Annotated in this window: 20 protein-coding genes and 1 other RNA gene; 9 read left to right on the top strand and 12 right to left on the bottom strand. The window is 32.6% G+C overall.

All coding sequences use genetic code 11. The features are described 5' to 3' along the window. Window positions 1–24: 24 nt before the first annotated feature. Both ACJJVP_RS13815 and ACJJVP_RS13810 read right to left on the bottom strand, forming a co-directional pair. Window positions 25–555, bottom strand: coding sequence for a hypothetical protein (locus tag ACJJVP_RS13815; protein WP_405414411.1), 531 nt, complete (start codon window positions 553–555; stop codon window positions 25–27). 389 nt (window positions 556–944) lie between these two features. Then, on the bottom strand, window positions 945–1409 hold the full coding sequence (locus ACJJVP_RS13810) for a nuclear transport factor 2 family protein (RefSeq protein WP_405414409.1): 465 nt from the start codon (window positions 1407–1409) through the stop codon (window positions 945–947). A 134-nt stretch (window positions 1410–1543) separates the two neighbouring features. Between ACJJVP_RS13810 and panB the strand changes: the two genes are divergently transcribed. Genes panB through ACJJVP_RS13795 form a run of 3 tightly spaced genes read left to right on the top strand, consistent with a single transcriptional unit; the run spans window position 1544 to window position 3589 of the window. After that, window positions 1544–2362 (top strand): 3-methyl-2-oxobutanoate hydroxymethyltransferase, encoded by an 819-nt coding sequence (panB, locus tag ACJJVP_RS13805; RefSeq protein ID WP_405414407.1) that lies wholly within the window; start codon window positions 1544–1546, stop codon window positions 2360–2362. 14 nt (window positions 2363–2376) lie between these two features. Then, window positions 2377–2874, top strand: coding sequence for a signal peptidase II (gene lspA, locus ACJJVP_RS13800; protein ID WP_405414406.1), 498 nt, complete (start codon window positions 2377–2379; stop codon window positions 2872–2874). A gap of 16 nt (window positions 2875–2890) precedes the next feature. Beyond that, a complete protein-coding gene (locus ACJJVP_RS13795) occupies window positions 2891–3589 on the top strand; it encodes an RluA family pseudouridine synthase (protein WP_405414404.1) in 699 nt (232 codons plus the stop codon). A gap of 56 nt (window positions 3590–3645) precedes the next feature. Here ACJJVP_RS13795 and ACJJVP_RS13790 read toward each other — a convergent pair whose 3' ends face one another. Both ACJJVP_RS13790 and ACJJVP_RS13785 read right to left on the bottom strand, forming a co-directional pair. Then, window positions 3646–4257, bottom strand: a complete 612-nt coding sequence (locus tag ACJJVP_RS13790) for a hypothetical protein (RefSeq protein ID WP_405414403.1) — start codon at window positions 4255–4257, stop codon at window positions 3646–3648. A 6-nt stretch (window positions 4258–4263) separates the two neighbouring features. Then, window positions 4264–5328 carry a YHYH protein gene (locus tag ACJJVP_RS13785; protein WP_405414402.1) on the bottom strand — a complete coding sequence of 355 codons (1065 nt, stop codon included), beginning with the start codon at window positions 5326–5328 and terminating at the stop codon, window positions 4264–4266. Window positions 5329–5620: 292 nt separating this feature from the next. Here ACJJVP_RS13785 and ACJJVP_RS13780 point away from each other — a divergent pair, with 292 nt between their 5' ends. Next, window positions 5621–6151, top strand: coding sequence for a DUF4252 domain-containing protein (locus ACJJVP_RS13780; protein ID WP_405414401.1), 531 nt, complete (start codon window positions 5621–5623; stop codon window positions 6149–6151). Between the two features lie 9 nt (window positions 6152–6160). On the opposite strand, the gene ACJJVP_RS13775 is transcribed toward ACJJVP_RS13780, so the two are convergent. Next, the gene (locus ACJJVP_RS13775) at window positions 6161–7021 is read right to left on the bottom strand and encodes a DMT family transporter (protein ID WP_405414400.1); all 861 of its coding nucleotides are present in this window, start codon (window positions 7019–7021) and stop codon (window positions 6161–6163) included. A gap of 15 nt (window positions 7022–7036) precedes the next feature. Beyond that, window positions 7037–8581, bottom strand: a complete 1545-nt coding sequence (locus ACJJVP_RS13770; RefSeq protein WP_405414399.1) for a hypothetical protein — start codon at window positions 8579–8581, stop codon at window positions 7037–7039. Between the two features lie 145 nt (window positions 8582–8726). Here ACJJVP_RS13770 and ACJJVP_RS13765 point away from each other — a divergent pair, with 145 nt between their 5' ends. Beyond that, window positions 8727–9899, top strand: a complete 1173-nt coding sequence (locus ACJJVP_RS13765) for a 2-isopropylmalate synthase (RefSeq protein ID WP_405414397.1) — start codon at window positions 8727–8729, stop codon at window positions 9897–9899. Window positions 9900–9901: 2 nt separating this feature from the next. Further along, window positions 9902–11020, top strand: coding sequence for a 3-isopropylmalate dehydrogenase (gene leuB / locus ACJJVP_RS13760; RefSeq protein ID WP_405414396.1), 1119 nt, complete (start codon window positions 9902–9904; stop codon window positions 11018–11020). A gap of 1 nt (window position 11021) precedes the next feature. Here leuB and ACJJVP_RS13755 read toward each other — a convergent pair whose 3' ends face one another. After that, complete coding sequence (locus ACJJVP_RS13755; protein WP_405414394.1) at window positions 11022–12245, bottom strand: TlpA family protein disulfide reductase; 1224 nt, start codon at window positions 12243–12245, stop codon at window positions 11022–11024. Between the two features lie 126 nt (window positions 12246–12371). On the opposite strand from ACJJVP_RS13755, the gene pheT reads away from it, so the two are divergent. Further along, on the top strand, window positions 12372–14801 hold the full coding sequence (gene pheT / locus ACJJVP_RS13750) for a phenylalanine--tRNA ligase subunit beta (RefSeq protein WP_405414393.1): 2430 nt from the start codon (window positions 12372–12374) through the stop codon (window positions 14799–14801). On the opposite strand, the gene ACJJVP_RS13745 is transcribed toward pheT, so the two are convergent. Further along, window positions 14802–15374 carry a fasciclin domain-containing protein gene (locus ACJJVP_RS13745; RefSeq protein WP_405414392.1) on the bottom strand — a complete coding sequence of 191 codons (573 nt, stop codon included), beginning with the start codon at window positions 15372–15374 and terminating at the stop codon, window positions 14802–14804. It abuts the gene before it with no gap. A gap of 204 nt (window positions 15375–15578) precedes the next feature. On the opposite strand from ACJJVP_RS13745, the gene ACJJVP_RS13740 reads away from it, so the two are divergent. Then, on the top strand, window positions 15579–16301 hold the full coding sequence (locus tag ACJJVP_RS13740) for a hypothetical protein (RefSeq protein WP_405414391.1): 723 nt from the start codon (window positions 15579–15581) through the stop codon (window positions 16299–16301). 12 nt (window positions 16302–16313) lie between these two features. Here ACJJVP_RS13740 and ACJJVP_RS13735 read toward each other — a convergent pair whose 3' ends face one another. Both ACJJVP_RS13735 and ACJJVP_RS13730 read right to left on the bottom strand, forming a co-directional pair. After that, entirely contained in the window at window positions 16314–17438 is a 1125-nt protein-coding gene (locus tag ACJJVP_RS13735) for a hypothetical protein (RefSeq protein WP_405414389.1), read from the bottom strand. Window positions 17439–17470: 32 nt separating this feature from the next. Then, window positions 17471–19093 (bottom strand): ABC-F family ATP-binding cassette domain-containing protein, encoded by a 1623-nt coding sequence (locus tag ACJJVP_RS13730; protein WP_405414388.1) that lies wholly within the window; start codon window positions 19091–19093, stop codon window positions 17471–17473. Between the two features lie 179 nt (window positions 19094–19272). On the opposite strand from ACJJVP_RS13730, the gene ACJJVP_RS13725 reads away from it, so the two are divergent. Further along, window positions 19273–20655, top strand: a complete 1383-nt coding sequence (locus tag ACJJVP_RS13725; protein WP_405414387.1) for a transaldolase — start codon at window positions 19273–19275, stop codon at window positions 20653–20655. 23 nt (window positions 20656–20678) lie between these two features. Here ACJJVP_RS13725 and ACJJVP_RS13720 read toward each other — a convergent pair whose 3' ends face one another. Together ACJJVP_RS13720 and ffs are read right to left on the bottom strand one after the other, a co-directional pair. Further along, complete coding sequence (locus tag ACJJVP_RS13720) at window positions 20679–21488, bottom strand: SDR family oxidoreductase (protein ID WP_405414386.1); 810 nt, start codon at window positions 21486–21488, stop codon at window positions 20679–20681. A 90-nt stretch (window positions 21489–21578) separates the two neighbouring features. Continuing rightward, window positions 21579–21677: signal recognition particle sRNA small type (gene ffs, locus ACJJVP_RS13715), an RNA gene on the bottom strand. Window positions 21678–21752: the final 75 nt, after the last annotated feature.

Genomic DNA, 21752 nt, shown 5'->3' with positions numbered 1-21752 from the left:
TATAAAATTTAATACCTTTTAAAATTACTTTCCTGATTTCTCTCCAATAAAATGATCACTCTTAGCTTTAAAAAGTACATTGAAGGTTGTTAGACTACCATAAATACGTGTTATATACTGCTGTAAATCAACTTTTTCTTGGTCATCTAAATTTTTACTTGAATTGATTTTTTGTTCCATTACACGAATACGATCTCTTACCATAACAATTTTATGGAAGAAAGTATTGATAGGTATTTCTTTATTACTCATACCTACTTCACCAGGTTTTAAAATCAAATTTCCACCTTTCCATTTATCAGCAATAGCCACACGTTGAGTTGCATCGCTCCACTTTTGAAGAATTGCTACCAAAGAACTTTCAACATCGAAAAAACTAACAGTATCAACTTCATTTTCTACAGCCTCTATCACCTCATACTCTGAGTCTATACCTATGGTTTCTAAACCATTATCCATAAATGTAACCCAATACATTGTACTAGATACATTTGTAATTACACCTTTACCGAACTCATTATGTAAAATCCTAGACCCTATTCCTAATAATTTCATTGTATGCTACATTTATTTAGTGCTAATTTAATAGCAGTTTTATTTATGCGCAACAAGAAATACAATTTTTGCACCTAAGTTATTTAAATTTGACTTTTGCCATTTTACTTAGTTCGTGTACATTTAAAGTCAATAACCATATGAAAACATCAGCATGAAATATTTACTGACTGTTATATTATTAAGTTTAGTTTTTACTATGGTAAGGGGCGTGTTTTTCATTCAACACTAGGTCATTTCGACTATTAAATGGAATGTGTTGGTTTTATTACGACTTTATAACGTGGAACTGAATGGGCAGCAACAGGAAAGGTTACTCAAGAAGTTCCTAAAGATTTCCCTTCAGCCGATGTATCAAACTCAAGATCTTGGAAATAGTTTATAATCATTTACCCTGAAACCGGATTACAATCTTCTTTTCTTCTAGAATCAACTAAGTATATAATTTTCCAAACATCTTCATCCTTAAACAACTGAAATGAATTGACCCCACAATGACTGAATTCACCATTGTACCAAAATTCATATGGCGCCCAAACGTGTGCCATACCACCATCAATTTGTATTTTATAATCCAGTATCTTTTCATGAAAACTTATGGAATCGGGTGTGGTAATCATGAAGTTTATAACATCATTTAAATTTGTATCACGAACAATCATTTTGCCAAGCACATTTAAATTTATCGTTTGCATTTTAATATCAGCATCCACAACACGCTTCAACGCAAATTCATTTTTACCGTTGAAGGCATAAAAAAAAGTCTCTACAGCATACTTAACCTTCACTTCTTCTATTTGGGCATTTACAGAACAATATGTTAAAATTACTAATACGATATAGATATTTTTCATGTTTTAGCTTCAATTAAATAAGAACTACAAAATTAGCTAAATATTAATTGTGCTCTTTTAAATGGATTCCATATCCTAAATGTTTAATCTCAGTAAAACTCCTTACTTTTATGCTTGTTAATCAATATTAGTATATGTCTGTAGCTAAAAAAGAATATAAAAGAGTCACGGTAAAATCATTAGTTGATATGAAGAAGAATGGAGAAAAAATCTCTATGTTAACTGCATACGACTATTCAATGGCCAAAATTGTAGACGCCGCTAAGGTCGATGTCATATTGGTGGGCGATTCTGCCAGTAATGTAATGGCCGGTCACGAGACTACCTTACCAATAACTTTAGATCAAATGATATATCATGCATCTTCTGTTATTAGGGCTATAGAAAGATCTTTGGTTGTTGTTGATTTACCTTTTGGAAGCTACCAAAGCGATCCCAAAGAAGCTTTACGTTCTGCTATAAGAATCATGAAAGAAAGTGGTGCACATGCCGTTAAATTAGAAGGTGGTGCGGAAATAAAAGAATCGGTCAAAAGAATTCTTGCAGCAGGTATCCCTGTCATGGGTCACTTAGGCTTAACCCCACAATCTATATATAAATTCGGCACATATACTGTTCGTGCAAAAGAAGAGGAAGAGGCTGAAAAATTGATGGAAGATGCCAAACTATTGGAAAAATTAGGATGCTTCGGTATCGTTTTAGAAAAAATACCTGCAGAACTTACCAAAAAGGTTTCTGAAAGTCTTACTATACCAACTATTGGCATAGGTGGTGGAAAGCATGCCGATGGTCAAGTTTTAGTAGTTCATGACCTTTTAGGAATGACCCATGAATTTAATCCTCGTTTTTTACGTAGATACATGAATTTGTACGAAGAAATGGGCAATGCAATTTCTAACTATGTTAGCGATGTAAAAAGCCAAGATTTCCCTAATGATGACGAGCAATATTAATTCATATTTATTATTTGAAGCGTTCTACATATTTTAACAAGTTCATTATACTAATCATCGTTCTAATGACAGTTGGTTGTGATCAAGCGTCTAAAGAACTGATACGCCAAAAGGTAGAACCTGCTGCATTTATACCTGTAATTAAAAATCACCTGATTCTTACTAATGTTGAGAATACAGGTGCAATGCTAGGATTTGGACAAGACTTTTCTCCTATATTGAAAATATTTCTTTTGCAGGCATTGCCAATGTTGCTATTATTAATAATGCTTTACAGAACAATAAGCAAAACCAATTCAAACCTATTACTTATTTCTGCCTTTTCTTTGGTTATTGGTGGCGGACTAGGAAATTTAATAGATAGAATCGCCTATGGCTCAGTAACAGATTTCTTTCAAATTAGATTGGGGTTTTTACGAACAGGAATTTTTAATATTGCAGATGTTGCGGTTACTGTGGGTGTATTAATGTTCGTTCTTTTAATTGTAAAAGGTAATAGGTTCACTATTTAAATAATAAAATTAAGTTTTGTCAAAAAAAGAACATTCTACCGTAGACAACCTTCAAATATTATTTGAAGACAATCACTTAATTGTTGTTAATAAGCGCCCTGGTGATATTGTACAAGGTGATAAAACCGGTGACCAGCCATTAAGCGAAACGGTTAAAGCGTTTATAAAGAAAAAATATAACAAGCCAGGTAATGTTTACTTGGGTGTCGTGCATCGTTTGGATCGACCCACATCTGGTATCGTAGTATTTGCAAAGACCTCTAAAGCATTACCCAGGTTAAATAAAATGTTTGCTGAGAAAGATGCTAAAAAAACATACTGGGCAGTGGTAAAAAACAGCCCGAACGAAGCTGAGAAAAGATTGGTTCACTGGATGAAGCGAAATACCAAACAAAACAAATCTTACGCAAACATTAAAGAAGTTCCAGATAGTAAAAAAGCAATTCTAACGTATCGAATTCTAAAGAAACTAGACCGTTATTTTTTATTAGAGGTTGATTTGGAGACGGGTCGTCATCATCAAATACGCTCACAGCTAACCTCAATTGGAAGCCCCATAAAAGGAGATTTAAAATACGGTTTCAATAGAAGCAACCCAGATGGCAGCATACATTTACATGCAAGAAAACTGCGATTTACGCATCCCGTAAAAAAAGAACCATTAACAATTATTGCTCCCCCACCAAATGATCCTATTTGGAATGCGTGTCTTTAATTTTATAATCAAAAAAGGTCTGAGTTTACATTATTATCAAACCAAACCTTTTTTTGCTATACTTTAAATAATAGAGCTAATTTCTTATTTCTTAATTTAAAAACTATTGTTACCAATATTAGAATAAAAAGCATTACAGAAACGCCTATCATGAGGTAAGAATAATCTGCGTGATTTTCGTAGACAATGCTATTTTTAAAATCATTTGAACTATTCAAAACCATCTTCTCTTTTATAACGTTGTCTTTATTAAAGCAAAAAATGGTCTGGTGATGGTCATTCTCTTTAAAAGCCGTAACCTCCAAATCAATATTTTCTATTTTATTAGGTATTGTTGAAGTAATGAAAGTTAAATCTGTTTGATGATTACCATACCTTATCCCTCCTTTTTCCAGATTAATTCGGGTTTCATTTATATTGATAAAAATGTTTTCCTTAATGTAACCAACAATTAGCTCTTTAAACTCTTTCCCCGAAAGAGCATTTATATAGTCCGCACCATAAATATCTTTTAAAGATTTATTTAAAGCAGCCTGAGTTAAATATATTTTCAATATTCCACCGTCGTTTTTAGCGTCTAAACGATAAACTGCAGATAAAGGATTATGAGCCATTAAAAAAATAGGACTCATGATAATAAGAAAACTAATTACAATTCTTTTTTTCATAATCTTTTAGTTTGCTACATAAGAATTTAAAGCAGCTACCCCTACTAAACATTTTGGAATATTCGATGCTGTAGTTGTGCTAGCTACATAATGATAAATACCATCTGGATATTCGCTTGTAACAGCTGTAATTCCACCACAATCATCTAAGCCGTCTGGCTCTGTGGCATACGCATAAATCGGGAAACCATCTTTTGCAAAACCTGACAAAACCATATCTGTAGTCTGCTCAACATTGGTACATTCTATTTGATCGATATCGTTAGCCACCAAAACCTGATTAATAACTTCTGGAATCATATGCCAGTGATAATAGCCTGCCGGGTCATTATGACCACCACAAGGGTCTAAAGAAGGAATATTCACAACAGTTATTGTACCTGAATTCCCATTATTAAACATAGCCGGACCGTTAATAGCAGATGGTGGATCTCCATTAATTGGAATACCATCAACCGAAAGCCCAACTAGTTCTATTTCTCCTATATCATTTACCTGATCGGCAATTACCGGATTCACCGGTATTAAGAATGTAATTTCTATACTATCATCATCTAGACCATCTAAACAATATGAATACGTATCGGGATTGCCACTTGTAGAACCACTAAAATCATCTACATGAACAGTACCATCATCATCGACAATATCATAGCCATCATTCTCAATATCATCTAACAATGCTTTCTCCCAAACCCTTAGACCAGGGTCTGTAGCTCCATCATAAAAACTCATTCCGGCTATATCATCTGCTGTTTCTGGACAAAAAGGACCTTTTGCTATATTATCTGGATTACTAGAAAAAACAATTTTATAGCAATCTGCAGTAGTACCGTTTTCTAATTGCGATGTTACAATTTCGAAAGAAATCAATGAAGCTGAGTTCAACAGAGATTCTTGAATAATATAATCTGTTGATTCACTAGAATCATCATCTGTTGAAGATGTATCATCAGTCGTATCTATTGTGTCCATATCATCCGTACTGTCTGTTATATCAGTATCATCTGAACTACATGATATTAATAGACCTGTAAATAATAATACCACCAAATATTTTAGGTTTATCATAACTCTTCTCATTTAGTTGATAAAAAATTCAATATTGCATAAACTTAATTATTTTATAAAAACGTATAATTGGTATTAAGTAAAACCATAAATTCCTTAAGTAAAAACCATTAATCGATAGGTTTTCTTTAAATGAAGATGATGTATTAACATTACTACATATATGTATTGTCATTAAGCCGTTCAGAAAAAAGCTTATATTATATTTTCTTTTACCCTGCTGCAATCGAAATTTTTATAAATAAATAGCAGTCTTATTTTTTTAGTTACTTTTAACTAAAACGTTATGACCATGCTAAAGAAAATTTGCGCTCTAAGTTTATTCTTAATAATTACTTCGTGCGGTAGTTATAACTCTATCGAAACTTTTTATAATGCCCATAAAAATGATAACCAAGTTACCGCTGTGCATGTTCCACAATTTATGTTATCTATGATTAGCGAGATTTCTCCTGAAATGAAAGCTATGGTAGGAAATGCTAAAGATTTAAGATATATGCAATTTCCAAGTGTAACAGCTAAAAGAACTCAATTTTTAAATCAACAAATGAATGGCATAACAGGTAATTCTTTTATTGAAGTATTTAGAAAAAACGATGAATTAAAGAGAAATGTAGTTTCTGTACGTGAGAAAAAGAATTCGGTAAAAGAAATATTAATTTACAATAACAACAACCAAACTGGTTCTTTTTTATATTTCAATGGTAATTTTGACCCGGCAAAAGTTAGGGAGATGGCAAAAAATGAACAGTTCACCAGATTAGGAAATAACATTATCAATCAATTTGGATCAAGTGCGCCTGGTATAAATTCACAGAACTAAAAAATCTCTTCAAATCGATTTTTTAGAACGGATACTTTCTATTACCACTGAACTTAGAATAAGTACACCACCTAATATTGTAGTACCTTTTGGTATTTCAGATAAAAATATTGCACCAATTAAAATACCATAAACAGGTTGAACACTACTTAAAATACTTACTGTAGTAATATTAAAATGTTTAAAAGTCATTAAAAATAAAGTATGACCAATGGCTGTTGTTAAAACCGCGAGCGCTACAAGTATTTCCCATTGACTAAATAAAGTATCTACTGAAACCGTAAATAAAAACGGAGATAGCAAAATACCAACTATGGCGGTTTGATAGGTCATTATCAAAGACCCATTGTATTTTGCCACTTTTTTCTTTAGAAGAATATTACGCAAAGCATAAGCAAACGCAGAAAAAACACCGAAAACTATGGCTATGGTATAGGTGTTTTCAAAATCTAAGGTGGGACTAAGAAAATACATTCCCGTTAATACCAATATGGCTAAAAACAAATGTACCAATTGAAATTTGGTCTTTAAAAGTACTGGTTCTAAAAATGAAGTAATTACGGGATATGTGAAAATAGACAACATACCTATAGCTACATTAGATAACTTTAGAGCATAAAAGTAAGCTACCCAATGCACTCCCATTAAAATACCACTTAAAAATATAACCGGCATATCCTTTTTATCGACTCTTAAACTGAAACCTTTCCATTTACAATATATAAACAATGCTATAAAAGCTAATATTGCACGCGCACCTATGGTAATAGGAACCGACAATTGAACATAACGCCCTAGGGCACCAGAAGTAGCTATGAAGAGCATAGCTATGTTAATTTCCAATAAATGTCGAATATGATTACTTTTCATTAATCAGCTCTTTCTTTAGCGTGTTTTTGCTAAAGCCTTCTCTCTCATTATCTGAGAAACCGGTTTGTTCTGTAAATGACTTTCTAACCAAGAAAGAATATCTAGATATAAGAATGCCCTTTTTTCATAAGGGTGATTCTCATACTTTTTTAATTCATTATATAGCTTTTGAAATTCAGCTTTCAATTGATTAGGATAAATGCCCCCAAGACTTCTTAAAAATTTAATCATCTCTTTTTGAACAGCATGCATGTCGTTCATTTTTAAAAGAAACTTATATGTACTTTTCAATTGAACCTCTAAATGATAATCCATACCAGCTTCATAATGAGCAACTAAACTTAAAACACGTGCAAAACACATTAAGTCTTCACGCATTTTTAAATTTTTATTATCGATGATTTTTTTTAAATATTGAATACATGTTTTATTATCTCCTATACCAAAATAAAGGCACGCAATTTTATAATATAGTACCATGACATGGTGTACATCTATTCTGTCTTTATGCTTATTTATTCCGTATTCAACAATCTTTACCAAGTAAAGACCTTTTTCAAAGGTTCCTTCAAGAAAATGCAAATTCAATTTATTTGCATTTAAATACATAAAAGCTAAAGAGTTGATATTGTCATTATCAGGAAAATTCTTTTCCTTAATAGTAACTTCTAATCGCTCCAAAACTTCTTTAAACTGAGAACTATATTGTACATAAAAAAGAGATTCTAACAAATAATGATTACCCTTTAAGAAAAACACAGGATTCAAATAAATCATGTCTTTATGATCATAAAACAGATCTACCCATTTACTGGCATACTTAAAACATGACAAGAAATCTTGAGTTAAAAAGCTATACCACAAGTAAGCTTTATATAACCAAAGTTTTTCTCTAAAACCAAGGTCTTCTATATTATATAAAGGAAGATGATCATTAAAATAAGTTTTCACCTTTTGATAATCTTCATCGCTACGTACATAACCTACTTTTAACATCATGCCATATAATTGCAAAGAAAGATTTGACAACTTACTTGTCATTACATTATGACCCGATAATTTTTTTGCTTGAATAGCAAGTTCATCGGCACGATCAGGTATACTTCTTGTTATATATTGGGTTTCAATTATCTTCTCAAGTTCAACAATTTCGTAAGCTATATTCTTTTCTTCATTTTCAATAGCTATCCCCTTTACTTTATCTAAAATTTTTAAACTCTGTTTATAAAGACCTTTCTGATATAAAATGGTTGCAAAATCTAACTGTTCCCGAATTTGAACCCTTATATTTTGGTTAACAGGATTTAGTCTAAGGCTAACTAAAATTTGTTTGTAAAGGTGTGCCTTAAGGTTTGAAAGCTGTGCTTTTTTAACAATACCACTTTCTAGTATGGTTTTCTCATCATATTGTTTAATTTTATCCAATAGATTAAAAAGAGCCAAAAATTTGGCATCAGTATTCACCCCTAATCTACCTACGTAAAGCTTAAATTGACGCTTTTCAGATTTAGAAAGTGATTTAACCAAAACGAACAAAGCATCTTTATGCGCATTTGTCATCGTAATAATAAGAGTTTAAATAATTGTAATTCAATGTTTTATATACCTAAAAAACTGACTTAACGTTGTAAACAAGTTAGCGAAATTCGCGTATATTGTGTTTTAGGTTATATATTCGTTTGACGAGTAAAACTACGTAAATATAATGAGTAAAGAGATAGTACAAATATTTGACACTACTTTAAGAGATGGAGAGCAAGTACCGGGCTGCAAATTAGACCGGGAACAAAAATTGGTCATCGCTGAACGCCTAGATTTACTGGGTGTTAATGTGATTGAAGCTGGTTTTCCCGTTTCTAGTCCAGGAGATTTTCAATCTGTCGAAGCCATAGCTAAGCTCGTTAAAAATGCTACAGTCTGTGGATTGACCCGTGCGGTCAAAAATGATATTGAAGTTGCGGCAGAAGCTCTCAAATATGCTAAAATGCCAAGAATTCATACTGGCATTGGCACATCTGACTCTCATATAAAATATAAATTCAATTCTAACAGAGATGCTATTATAGAACGTGCAGTTGCTGCAGTCTCTTATGCTAAGACTTTTGTAGAAGATGTGGAATTTTACGCTGAAGATGCCGGTCGTACTGATAATGAGTTTTTAGCTCGTGTTTGTGAAGCGGTAGTAAAAGCAGGAGCTACTGTATTAAACATTCCAGATACTACCGGGTATTGTTTACCCGATGAATATGGTGCGAAAATTAAATATTTACAAGAAAATGTTAAAGGAATAGACAAAGCCATTCTTTCATGTCATTGTCACAATGATTTAGGTTTGGCAACGGCAAATTCTATTGCCGGGGTAATTAATGGAGCAAGACAAATAGAATGTACCATAAATGGAATTGGTGAGCGCGCCGGTAATACTTCTTTAGAGGAAGTGGTAATGATATTACGTCAACATCCTAACTTAAATTTCGACACAACCATAAACAGTAAATTACTTTATGATACAAGCTTAATGGTATCTAGTAAAATGGGTATGATGGTGCAACCTAACAAAGCAATAGTAGGTGCAAACGCATTTGCTCATAGCTCTGGCATTCACCAAGATGGCGTAATTAAGAATAGAGAAACTTATGAAATCATTGACCCTGCAGATGTAGGTGTAACTGAATCTTCTATTGTTTTAACTGCAAGAAGTGGTAGAGCTGCACTAGCCTACAGAGCAAAAATTGTAGGTTATGAATTGACCAAAACTCAATTAGACGATGTATATCAAGAGTTTTTAAAATACGCAGACACTAGAAAAGAAGTAAAAGATGATGATATTCACCAAATTATCGAAACTTCAAATATAGATTTACAAAGTATTAGCTAATTATGCATTTAGATATTGCTGTTTTAGAGGGAGATGGAATAGGTCCAGAGGTAGTTGCACAATCAATAAAGTGTCTACGTTCAGTGGAAGAAACTTTTGGTCATAGTTTTACTTTTAAGAAAGGGCTAATTGGGGCTTCTGCTATCAAACAAACAGGTAGTCCGTTACCAAAAGAAACTCTAAAATTATGCAAAAGTACAGATGCCACCTTATTTGGTGCGCTAGGTTTACCTGAATTTGACGATAACCCTAAAGCAAAGGTTTGGCCTGAGCAAGGATTATTGAAATTACGTAAAAAATTAGGGCTTTTCGCAAATATTAGACCGGTAAAGGTATTTCCATCTTTAGTAAAACAATCGCCTCTGTCGAAAGAACAAGTTCAAAATACGGATTTGGTTATTTTCAGAGAGCTTTCTGGAGGAATTTACTATGGAGAAAAATCGATAGATGTAGATAAAAATTCAGCAACCGACACCTGCACTTATACAGAATCTGAAATTAGTAGAATTGCACATTTAGCTTTCAAATCTGCTCGTTCAAGAAAAAAGAAGGTGACATTGGTAGATAAAGCTAATGTACTTGAAACATCTCGTTTATGGAGACGAGTGGTTAGATCTATATCTGAGAGTTATCCAGATGTTAAGTTAAATTGTCTCTTTATTGATAATGCTGCCGTACAAATGATTTTGAACCCATCTCAATTTGATGTGATTCTAACTGATAACATGTTCGGCGATATTCTTTCTGACCAAGGTAGTGTTATTGCTGGATCAATAGGGCTTTTACCATCGGCCTCTGTTGGAGTAGAATATGCCATGTTCGAACCAATACATGGTTCTTATCCTGATGCTGCAAGAAAAAATATTGCCAACCCTGTCGCTTCTATTTTAAGCACAGCCATGTTATTACAACATTTTAAAATGGATGAAGAATCTGACGCTGTTATTGCTGCAGTTTTAAAATCTTTTTCTAAAAAAATAGTTACAGCAGATATTTTAGGTAGTTCTAAATATGGTACTGATTATGTAGGAGATTTTATTGCAGATAATATTATGGAATTAGATGGAAGCTTTAATATAAATGACGAAAATATTGGGTTAGGAAAATCTACTATCATTTAAGCTACTCGTTACTCAAACTTGTTACAAATTTGTCAAAATCTTTTTTGAACTCAATAAATTTATTTCCTGTTGCAGGTCCGTTAAAGCCCGTATGAATTTTACGAACTTCACCTTTTTTATCTATAAATATAGTGGTTGGGTAAGAAAGTACATGATTTAACATCGGTAATTTCTCTTGCGCCTTTAACTTGTCATATGTACCATACTGTGCTAATAGAATTGGGTACTTCACCCCTATTCTATTTTTCAACCTTTCAATACTCTTAAAAGCTAATTGCTCGGTTTTAGCAGATTCAAATGCCAAACCAATTACTTCAACATTTTCATTTTCTTTCAAATATTCAACTAAAAACTTAGTTTCATCTAAACAATTAGGACACCATGTACCCATTAATTGTACAACGACTACTTTATCTCGATACTGTTCGTCTGCCAATGCAATCATATTTCCGTCTGTTTCAGGAAAAGTAAAAGCAAGTTCATCATATCCTTCTTTTAAAAATGTAAGCGACTCTGGGTCAGAAAGCTCAAAATTATCATTTCTATTTGCAATGAATGGTTCTTTAAAATGATTACCAGAGTAAAAAAAACCAGTCATGCTCGAATCTGTAACTTTTGCCTTAAATAAAAATGCATGAGCGCCATCAAAAGCTGATAATTTCAATGAATCGCCGTCTAATATTCCGTCTAAATATCTATAATCACCAGTATTAGTTCTGAATGTACCGGTAATTTTTTCATCCTCTTGTAGAAATATACCTTTTCCTACGTATTCCGTATCTAAATTTGGACTAAAATGAGTTTCCCAAATGCCTGTTACATTTCTATCTGTATATTTTTTATTGGAAAAAAATCTATTTTCAATACCATGGGTAGCTATAAATGGTACATTTCTATTTAAACTTTCTTGCACAAACTGCCCTTCAATTTTATCCTTGGTAAATCTGCCAGATAAATAACCTTCAAAAACAGGAGTTTTAATAGTTATAGAATCGCCTTTAACTTCTATTTCATCAACTTTTATAACTTCCTCTGCATTATAAATTTGCATACCATAACTCCCATTATCCTTTTTACTAACCTTAAGATTAAAAGGTAAAACCTGGTTATCCATAACGTTCATTTCTACTAGCCAAAAACCCTCTAAAAGATTGTCATTGCTCTTATCTTCTTTACAACCAACTAATAATAATAAAATGGTTAGTACTGCAATACTGAATCTCATACTCATCTATAATTTAATATGTAATAAACAATTAAAATGGCAGAATTAAAAATTAAAATAAAGACTTCATAGCTTATTGAATGTATAAGGGCATTGTTTTATCTTTGCAACCTATAAATTTTTTGAATGAAAATATCATATAACTGGCTTAAACAGTTCATACAAATAGATTGGGAATCACAGAAAACCGGAGAACTTTTAACCGATTTAGGTTTAGAAGTCGAAGGTGTTGAAAAATTTGAATCTGTTAAAGGCGGATTAAAAGGTATTGTTGTTGGTCACGTTTTAAGTTGTGAAAAGCACACTAATGCAGATAAGTTGAATGTCACAATGGTAGACATAGGGCTAGAAGCACCTGTGCAAATAGTCTGTGGAGCTAAGAATGTTGCTGCTGGTCAAAAAGTACCGGTAGCCACAATTGGCACTACACTATACACTGTAGAAGGTGAAGCATGGACCATTAAAAAAGGTAAAATAAGAGGAGAAGAAAGTTTTGGTATGATTTGCGCTGAGGACGAATTAGGACTAGGCACTAGTCATGATGGTATCATGGTTTTAGACAAGGATTTAATACCAGGTCAACCATGTTCTGAAGTGTTTGATATTGAAGAGGATGAAATTTTTGAAATTGGTCTTACTCCAAACCGTGCGGATGCAATGAGTCATTTTGGTGTGGCTAGAGATCTAAAAGCTGGACTCAAGCAAAAAGAAATTACCAAAGAACTAATAACCCCTTCTACAAGTCATTTTAATATTAACGATCGATCTTTAAAAATTGATGTTGACATTATTCAACCAGAATTAGCCCCACGTTATTGTGGTATTACTTTAAGTAACTTAATAGTTCAACCATCCCCAACATGGCTTCAAAACAGGCTAAAAGCCATTGGCCTCACCCCAAAAAACAATGTTGTCGATGCCACAAATTATGTATTACATGAATTAGGTCAACCGCTACACGCATTTGATGCAGCGAAAATTAAAGGAAACAAAATTATTGTTCAAACATTACCCAAAGGCACAAAATTTACTACGCTAGACGGTGTTGAGAGAACTTTACATGAAGATGATTTAATGATTTGCGACACCGAGAAACCTTTATGTTTGGCCGGTGTGTTCGGGGGATCAGGTTCTGGTGTAACCAATGAAACTACCTCTATATTCTTAGAAAGTGCTTATTTTAATCCGGTATCAATTAGAAAATCGGCTAAAAGACATTCATTAAATACAGACGCTTCTTTTAGGTTTGAGAGAGGTATCGATATAGAGAACGTAGAATATAGCTTAAAACGAGCCGCTTTATTAATCAAAGAAATTGCTGGTGGTGAAATAACTTCCGATCTATATGATCTGTACCCTAAAAAGCATCCGAATTTTGAAGTATTTCTTGCTTTTGAAAAAATCAATAAATTAATAGGTCAAACCATACCCCAAGACACTATTAAATCTATTCTTGCATCATTAGATATTAAAGTTAAAAATGTAACTGAAGCAGGTATGGGGCTTGAAGTACCCTCTTATCGCGTCGACGTACAAAGACAAGTCGATGTTATTGAAGAAATTTTAAGGGTGTACGGTTATAACAATGTTGCATTTAGTCAAAAATTAAATGCTTCAATTGCCACAACAGAATCTACTGCAGACCACACTATTCAAAATATAATCGGTAATTCTTTAGCTTCAAAAGGTTATTTTGAGATTTTAACCAATAGTTTAACAAACCCAGATTACACACAACTGTTAAATGGAGAAAATGATGAACAAAGGTCTATAGAAATAATAAACCCATTAAGTGGAGATTTATCTATATTAAGAAGGTCATCATTGTTCTCGGCCCTCGAAACAGCCAGCTATAATATAAATAGAAGAAGAGCTAATCTTAAATTGTTTGAATTTGGTAAAACGTATTATGCTAAAGGTGATAAGCGAATAGAACCAAAATATTTAAGCATATTGTTAACAGGTGATTCTATTCAAGAAAATTGGACCAATAAAGCTGTTTCCTCTAGCTTTTTTGAATTAAAATCTATTGTTAAGTCTATTTTATTAAGACTTGGAATTAGCGATTTAAAAAGTGAACCGGCAACTTCCTCTATCCTTTCTGAGGGATTGACCTTTACTTATAAGAAAAAACAATTGGTTTCTTTCGGACTGATTAAAAAGTCTATACTTAAGAATTTTGACATTAAACAAGAGGTATTATTTGCAGATTTTGACTGGGATGCTGTTTTGAAGTATATAGATACTGAACCTATACTATTTAAAGAAATCCCTAAGCATCCCGAGGTGAAGAGAGATTTTGCTCTTCTAGTGGACAATAATGCCACTTATCGTGAACTGTACGAGCTTGCTTTTGGTGCCGAACGTAAATATTTAAAAGATATGACTCTTTTTGATGTTTACGAAGGTAAGAATTTGCCCAATGGTAAAAAGTCATACGCAGTTAGCTTTACATTACAAGATGATAAAAGCACATTAACTGATAAGCAAATAGAAAAAATTATGTCTAAGCTTCAAAATACTTACGAACGTAATTTAGGAGCAACCCTTCGTTAATTATAACATTTTTTCAGGAACAAAAACGGCGTCAATTTCATGAATGATGCCGTTTGACTGAATTGAATCTGCAGCGATAATTGTAGCACTGTTGCCAGACTTATCGGTTAATACTATATCAATGCCGTGCATAGTTGCAGTAATTTCCTCCCCTTGTATTGTAGTAAACTTAGCTATTCCATTACCCCTACACATAGCTTTTAAAATACTAGATGCAGATAATTTATCTGCAACGATATGATAAGAGAGCATAGCCGTTAATATCCTTTTATTTTCAGGGTTATATAATTTATCAATTGTAGTTTGCGATAGTTTTTGGAATGCACGATTAGAAGGTGCAAAAACAGTGAACTCTCCATTATAATTCAATACTTTATCTAAGTTAGTAGCTCTAAGCGCATTTAGCAACAAAGAATGATTCGCAAAAGTTTCTGTACGTTCTAAAATAGACTTTTCATCGGTTATACTAGAAATAATTTCCTCAAATTCAAATTCTTCAATAGCGTCCTGTGCATAGGTTTCAAGCCCTAAAAATAAGGCACACAGGACAACGAGGGATGTCCATTTTTTCATAAAAGCAAGTTCTTTAGGGGCAATATTCTAAAAATCGATAAACGGTTCGATTTCTCCGTTAATATACAATTAGATGTCATCGACACCTAAGTAAAATCGCCTAATAAAATACATTTAACATTTTATTAACTTTTATTTAAGTTAAACAAGATTTTGCTGAAATCACTAAATGTTTAACTTTGAGTGTATTGCTAAAAATAGAAGATGTTTTTACCTAAAACTAATATCGAACAAAAGCTTTCTAAGGTTAGAAGTAAGCAGATTTTGCCCGAAGAAGAAAGAATGAAACAAGTCTATACAATTCTTTCAAATTTAGATAATGAATTAGATAGAATTGAACAAAACATTTTTACAAGTAAAGGTGCTTTCAATAATAATTTTAATGCAAATCTATTAGATAGTGCTAAAATTTATCATATTGAAGAAATTAAACAAATTTGCATCGATTATCGTTTACGTTTTTTAGACACTAAATACTTCAAAGGAACCATACCGCCTGAAGCTTTATCAAAAATTAAAAGTTTAGAGAAAGAACATGATTTCGAAATTATTGGTTTTAAAATAATAGCCCCATCGAAACTTTTTAAGCTTGAAGATAAAGATGACCCATTACTGTTTGCTCCAATTGGTAACGGCTATCATTATTTAATACATCAATGGGGAAATGACCTTCATCCATTGCGAAAGTTATTGATGTGGCCTTTTAAAAGTATCTTAAATCTAGCTTTGCTAATCTTAGTTATAAGTTTTATTACGACCATGATGATACCAGATGGACTATTTTCAAAGACGAGTTCAAATGCTCAATTTTGGATTTTGTATTTTTTCATGTTTAAGTGTATTGCCTCTGTAGTAATTTTCTATGGTTTTGCAATGGGTAAAAACTTCAATCCTGCAATATGGAATAGCAAATACTATAATAGCTAGCCGAACAAAAAATCAGTTCGCAAAAATTGTTTGTGGAACCCCTGTCAAATTAATATTATCTATAAATTTAAAATCAGGAGCAGGCGTAATTCTTAAAATACCACCTTCATTTGATTGACCTTTCTTTTTATATCCTATTAAGATATAATTATTTGCCTCATCGTAACTTATAGCTGTATTTGCTTCAATATTATATTTGACCGTAAGTTCAGTTTCGGTTAAAAAATTTTCGAATAGGTATACAACCGTACTATTACTTTCAAAATCATATACAGCAGGAACTTCATTTATTATTGCCGTAGGAACTTTCTTTTGAAAATAAAACCTACCTACAGTATCTGAATAAAAATCCTCTGTAGTTATGAATCCTGGTTCTGTGTTTTCACCATAAGTGGTATATGTTTCATCTAAGGAAATTGGATCAATGGTAGTGTGCAATTTAGGATAGCTGACAAGAATTTGTCCAGAATTATTTTTAAACAATCTTGAAGCATCATAACCTAGATCTAACTCACTCAATATGGTATTGTCATTTAAATCTATTACCGACAAATGATATTCGTTCGACACATATTCATTTAAGGTCAATACAAATAACCTATTAGTCGAAACAACTAGTTCTAAAGGTTTTTTATCTAAAATAATTTCACTAAAATTTTCTGAAGGTTCAGTCAATGAATTTATTCTTACTAAGAACTGCTTGTCTTTACCCAACAGCTCTCTTTCATAAGCTATAAAAGCAGATGAATCGATATGCGCGGTAGCCGTAACCTCTATTGAACATGGATCTAAATCACTAAAAACAGTAATTGATTTAGTAGTCATATTTTCCAAGTTCAACCACTTTAAATTAGCTTCACAATTACTAGTGAAATAAAAACTTATATCTTTTGAAGTTTTAAATTTTTTAGAGCTAGAAGGAATGTCTCCAAAAGAATCGACCATGTTTTTAACTGTCATTTGCTCCTCTACAGACTCAACAATAACTACATTGATTAAATCGTCATTCTTAACAAAGACAGTATAATTTGCTTCTATACTAGTTTTATTTTCTTCAGAAACTTCATCACTAGATTTTTCGCATGCAACGAGAATAAGGACCAACGTAAAGCAGGCCACAAGATTGTAGGTTTTCATAAAACATCGATTTGGGTTAATCTATTCTATGCTTATTCAGCGTACATTTTATTACGCTGGTCTTTTAATGCCTTGTCAGACATGTACTCATCAAACGTAGAATACCTATCAATGTTGCCTTTTGGTGTTAATTCTATAATTCTATTTGCCACAGTTTGAGCAAACTCATGATCATGTGTTGTTAACATTACGGTACCTTTAAAATTCTTTAAAGAATTATTGAACGCCGTAATACTTTCAAGATCCAAATGGTTTGTTGGCTCATCTAACATCAATACATTCGCACGCATCAACATCATTCTACTCAACATACAACGTACCTTTTCACCTCCAGAAAGAACAGTACACTTTTTAAGAGCTTCTTCACCACTAAATAACATTTTACCCAAGAACCCTCGAATATACACCTCTTCTCTCTCCTCTTCGGTCTTTGCATATTGCCTTAACCAATCTACCAAGTTGATATTATCGGTAAAAAAATCAGCGTTATCTGCAGGTAGGTAAGATTGCGTAGTAGTTATTCCCCATTGAAAACTGCCTTTATCCGCTTTCTTATTGCCATTAATAATTTCATAGAAAGCAGATGTAGCCCTAGAGTCTCTTGAGATTACAGCTATCTTGTCACCTTTAGCTAGGTTGATATTTATGTTATCGAACAACAACTCCCCTTCGTCAGTAGTAGCCGAAAGCCCTTCGACATTTAAAATTTGATCACCAGCTTCACGCTCCCTATCGAATATTATAGCAGGATATCTACGGCTAGATGGCTTTATATCATCAACTTTTAACTTAGAAAGCATTTTTTTACGCGAGGTTGCTTGCTTACTTTTTGCAACATTTGCACTGAACCTAGCAATGAATTCTTGTAATTCCTTAGCCTTCTCCTCCGCTTTTTTGTTCTGTTGCGCACGCTGACGTGCAGCCAATTGACTACTCTCATACCAGAAAGTATAATTACCAGAATATAAATTTAATTTACCAAAATCAATATCACCTATATCTGTACAAACCGTATCTAAGAAATGACGGTCATGACTCACAACTATTACCGTATTTTCATAATCTGCCAAAAAATTCTCTAACCAACTAATTGTTTCATAATCTAAGTCGTTGGTAGGCTCATCCATTATTAAAACATCTGGATTACCGAAAAGAGCCTGTGCCAAAAGTACACGTACCTTTAATTTTGAATCCAACTCAGACATTAAGGTGAAATGCAAATCGGCAGTAATACCTAAATTAGAAAGTAAAGCCGCTGCATTGCTGTCTGCGTTCCAACCGTTCATTTCTTCAAATTTCACCTGTAGCTCCCCTATTCTATCTGCATTTTTATCATCATAATCAGCATAAAGGGCATCAATTTCTTTTTTGATTTCGTAAAGAGGCTTGTTACCCATAACAACAGCTTCTAAAACTGTAAAATCATCTGCAGAGTTATGATTTTGTTCTAATATCGACATTCTCTTACCTGGCTCTAAATGGACATGACCAGAAGTTGGATCCATTTGCCCAGCAAGAATTTTCAAAAAGGTAGATTTACCAGCACCATTGGCACCAATAATACCATAACAATTGCCTTGAGTAAAAGCAACATTTACTTCATCAAACAATACTCTTTTTCCAAATTGAACAGAAAGATTAGAAACAGATAACATAGAAACAAAATTTTAAAAATCCGTGCAAAAATACAGAATTTATAGCCGTACGCTACCTAGATTGCCATCAAATTCAACAAAAGATTCTTAAGGTAGCAACATATAACATTTAACTAGCTATTAACAACATCTAGTGATTAGGTTTATTATTTTTGGCTAACACCAGTCCCATTTACTATATGATAAGAATTTTACTCTCTACATGCGTAGCTCTATTAGTGGGTTGTTCCTCCACTAAAAAAGATTCAGAAACAGTTCTATTTGCTGGTGAAATCGTAAACCCAACAAGTAATCAAGTAGTTTTAATGAAAGGTGGGTTAAAAATAGATTCTGCCAAACTTGATGATAAAAATAGGTTTAAGTTTAAATTACCTTCAATAGAAAATGGCTTATACCATTTCAATTTGGCACCAGAACACCAGTATGTATATTTAGAAAAAGGTGATAGTCTTATGGTTAGACTAAACACCATATACTTTGATGAGTCATTAGTTTTTTCTGGCAGTAATGAAGAAACAAATAATTTTCTTTTAGAACTCTTTCTTGCTACCGAAGAAGAAGATTCTGACATGTACTCTAAATATTATGAATTAGAGCCAGAAGATTTTTTAGATAAGATAGAATCTTTAAAACAAGATAAAATTGACAAATTAGCTGAATTGAAAACCGAGAGCCTTATTTCGGAAGAAGCTGTTCAACTATTAAAGGGTAGCATTGATTATACCTACAGTAGATATAAAGAAATATACCCATTTAGACATAAAAGAAAAACTGCTGAAGAAAATTTTCACGATTTGCCAAAAGATTTTTATAACTATAGAAATCATGTCAACTATGGAGACCATAGATTAACGTACTTGAGACCTTACTACGATTTTATGAAAGCTCATTTGGGCAACTTATCATATATGAGCTGTAAAAGCAATTGTAAGAATGCGCATCAAGATGAGAGTAAACAACTACACTACAATAAACATAAATTACATTTAATCGATAGCCTTGTTGTAGAAAAAGAATTAAGAGACAACTTGTTTAGAAATGTTGCTTTTGATTATCTTTTAAGGAAAAAAGATGCTCCAGAGAATACAGAGGTATTCTTGAATGAATTTAAGAACGTATCAAAAAATAATATGCATATTGAAGAGATAGAAAATCTTTACCGAGGTATCTCAAACCTTCAACCTTCAAGAATCATCCCCGATTTAAACGTCATTACCTTTAATAATGAAAGAAAGACATTAACTGAAATTTCAGCAAATAAGAAAGTGCTATTTTATTTTTGGTCTGGAACAAATAAAAAGCAATATGTAGATATTTTCAAAAGAGTTGCTATTCTTAAAGATAAAAAACCTGACCACGAACTAATCGGTATAAATATCAAAACCGAATATGATCAATGGAAAAATATACTCAACTCACTTGGTATTGATTCAACTTCACAATATCATAGTAACGATTTTAGAGAGCTTACTGAAAAATTAGTTTTATACCCCATGAACAAGGCCATAATAACGGATAACACTGTAATAGTTGATGGTTTTTCTAATATCTACAAAAACTAAGTTCTAAAATTTAAAAAACTATATTATTTAGAGTTATGACTTTCTAATAACTTTTCAAACCAACTACTTGGTAAAATACCTTTTAAAGTCAATGAAATTTTTTGAATAAACGAGCCTACTCTGTAATGAGGTTTGGGATTTCGGGTTTCTATAATTTTTGCAATCTTTTTACCTACCTCTGCAGGATTACCACCACTATCTACATCTGCATCTATTGCCTCTAATGTACTCTTATACGAATCTTTATAGGGCGAATTATCGTATACAGGTGTATGATACCTTCCAGTAGCTATGTTGGTTGCAAAATCACCCGGCGCCAAAGTAGTTAGTTTAATTCCAAAAGATTTGGTTTCCATTCTATAACTTTCGGTAACTATTTCTAAAGCCCCCTTAGATGCTGAATATATTCCACGATATGGTAACCCCATGTATCCGGCAATTGATGTAATGTTAATTACTAACCCACTTTTCTGAATTCTCATTACCGGTAATACCTTATTCATCACATTTAACGGACCATTAAAATTTGTTGCAAAAGCTTTTAAGACTTCTTCATGAGGTGTTTCTTCCATTGGCCCCGTAATGCCAACACCAGCGTTATTGATTAAAACATCTATTCTTTTTTCTTTTTCAATAAGTGTTTCAATACAGCTTTTTATAGTATCCACATTTCTAACATCCATCTCTAACAGAGGAAATTCTGAAAATGCCGGATATTTTCTTTTATCACGGGTAGTACCGTAAACTTTGTACCCTAATTTTTTTAAATGTACACCTATTGCTTTACCAATACCTGAAGATCCACCTGTAATTAGAATTACCTTTGTTTTCATTTTATAGAAAAATAAGCGACGCTAAACATTATATAGAATTGGTTTTGAACACGTTACCTTATAACAAAATATTTCACTTTAAGGCACAAAAAAAGGCAAGCTACCTACATCGCACCGCTACGACCGTATACCCTTGCTGCGTTCCCACCCTGGGGGATTCTACAGGAGCTGGTCGTGTAGGACTTGCCGGGTGCAAATATACAATCTTTTAAAACTTTGACAATCCTTTAGTTTCTTATTTTTATGAATTAAATTGCCTATTAA

Origin of the sequence: Maribacter sp. Asnod1-A12, from assembly GCF_045063735.1 — a bacterium.
Taxonomy (GTDB): Bacteria; Bacteroidota; Bacteroidia; order Flavobacteriales; family Flavobacteriaceae; genus Maribacter.
The sequence above is the reverse complement of the archived record's forward strand: the minus strand, read 5'-3'. Positions and strand labels throughout refer to the sequence as shown.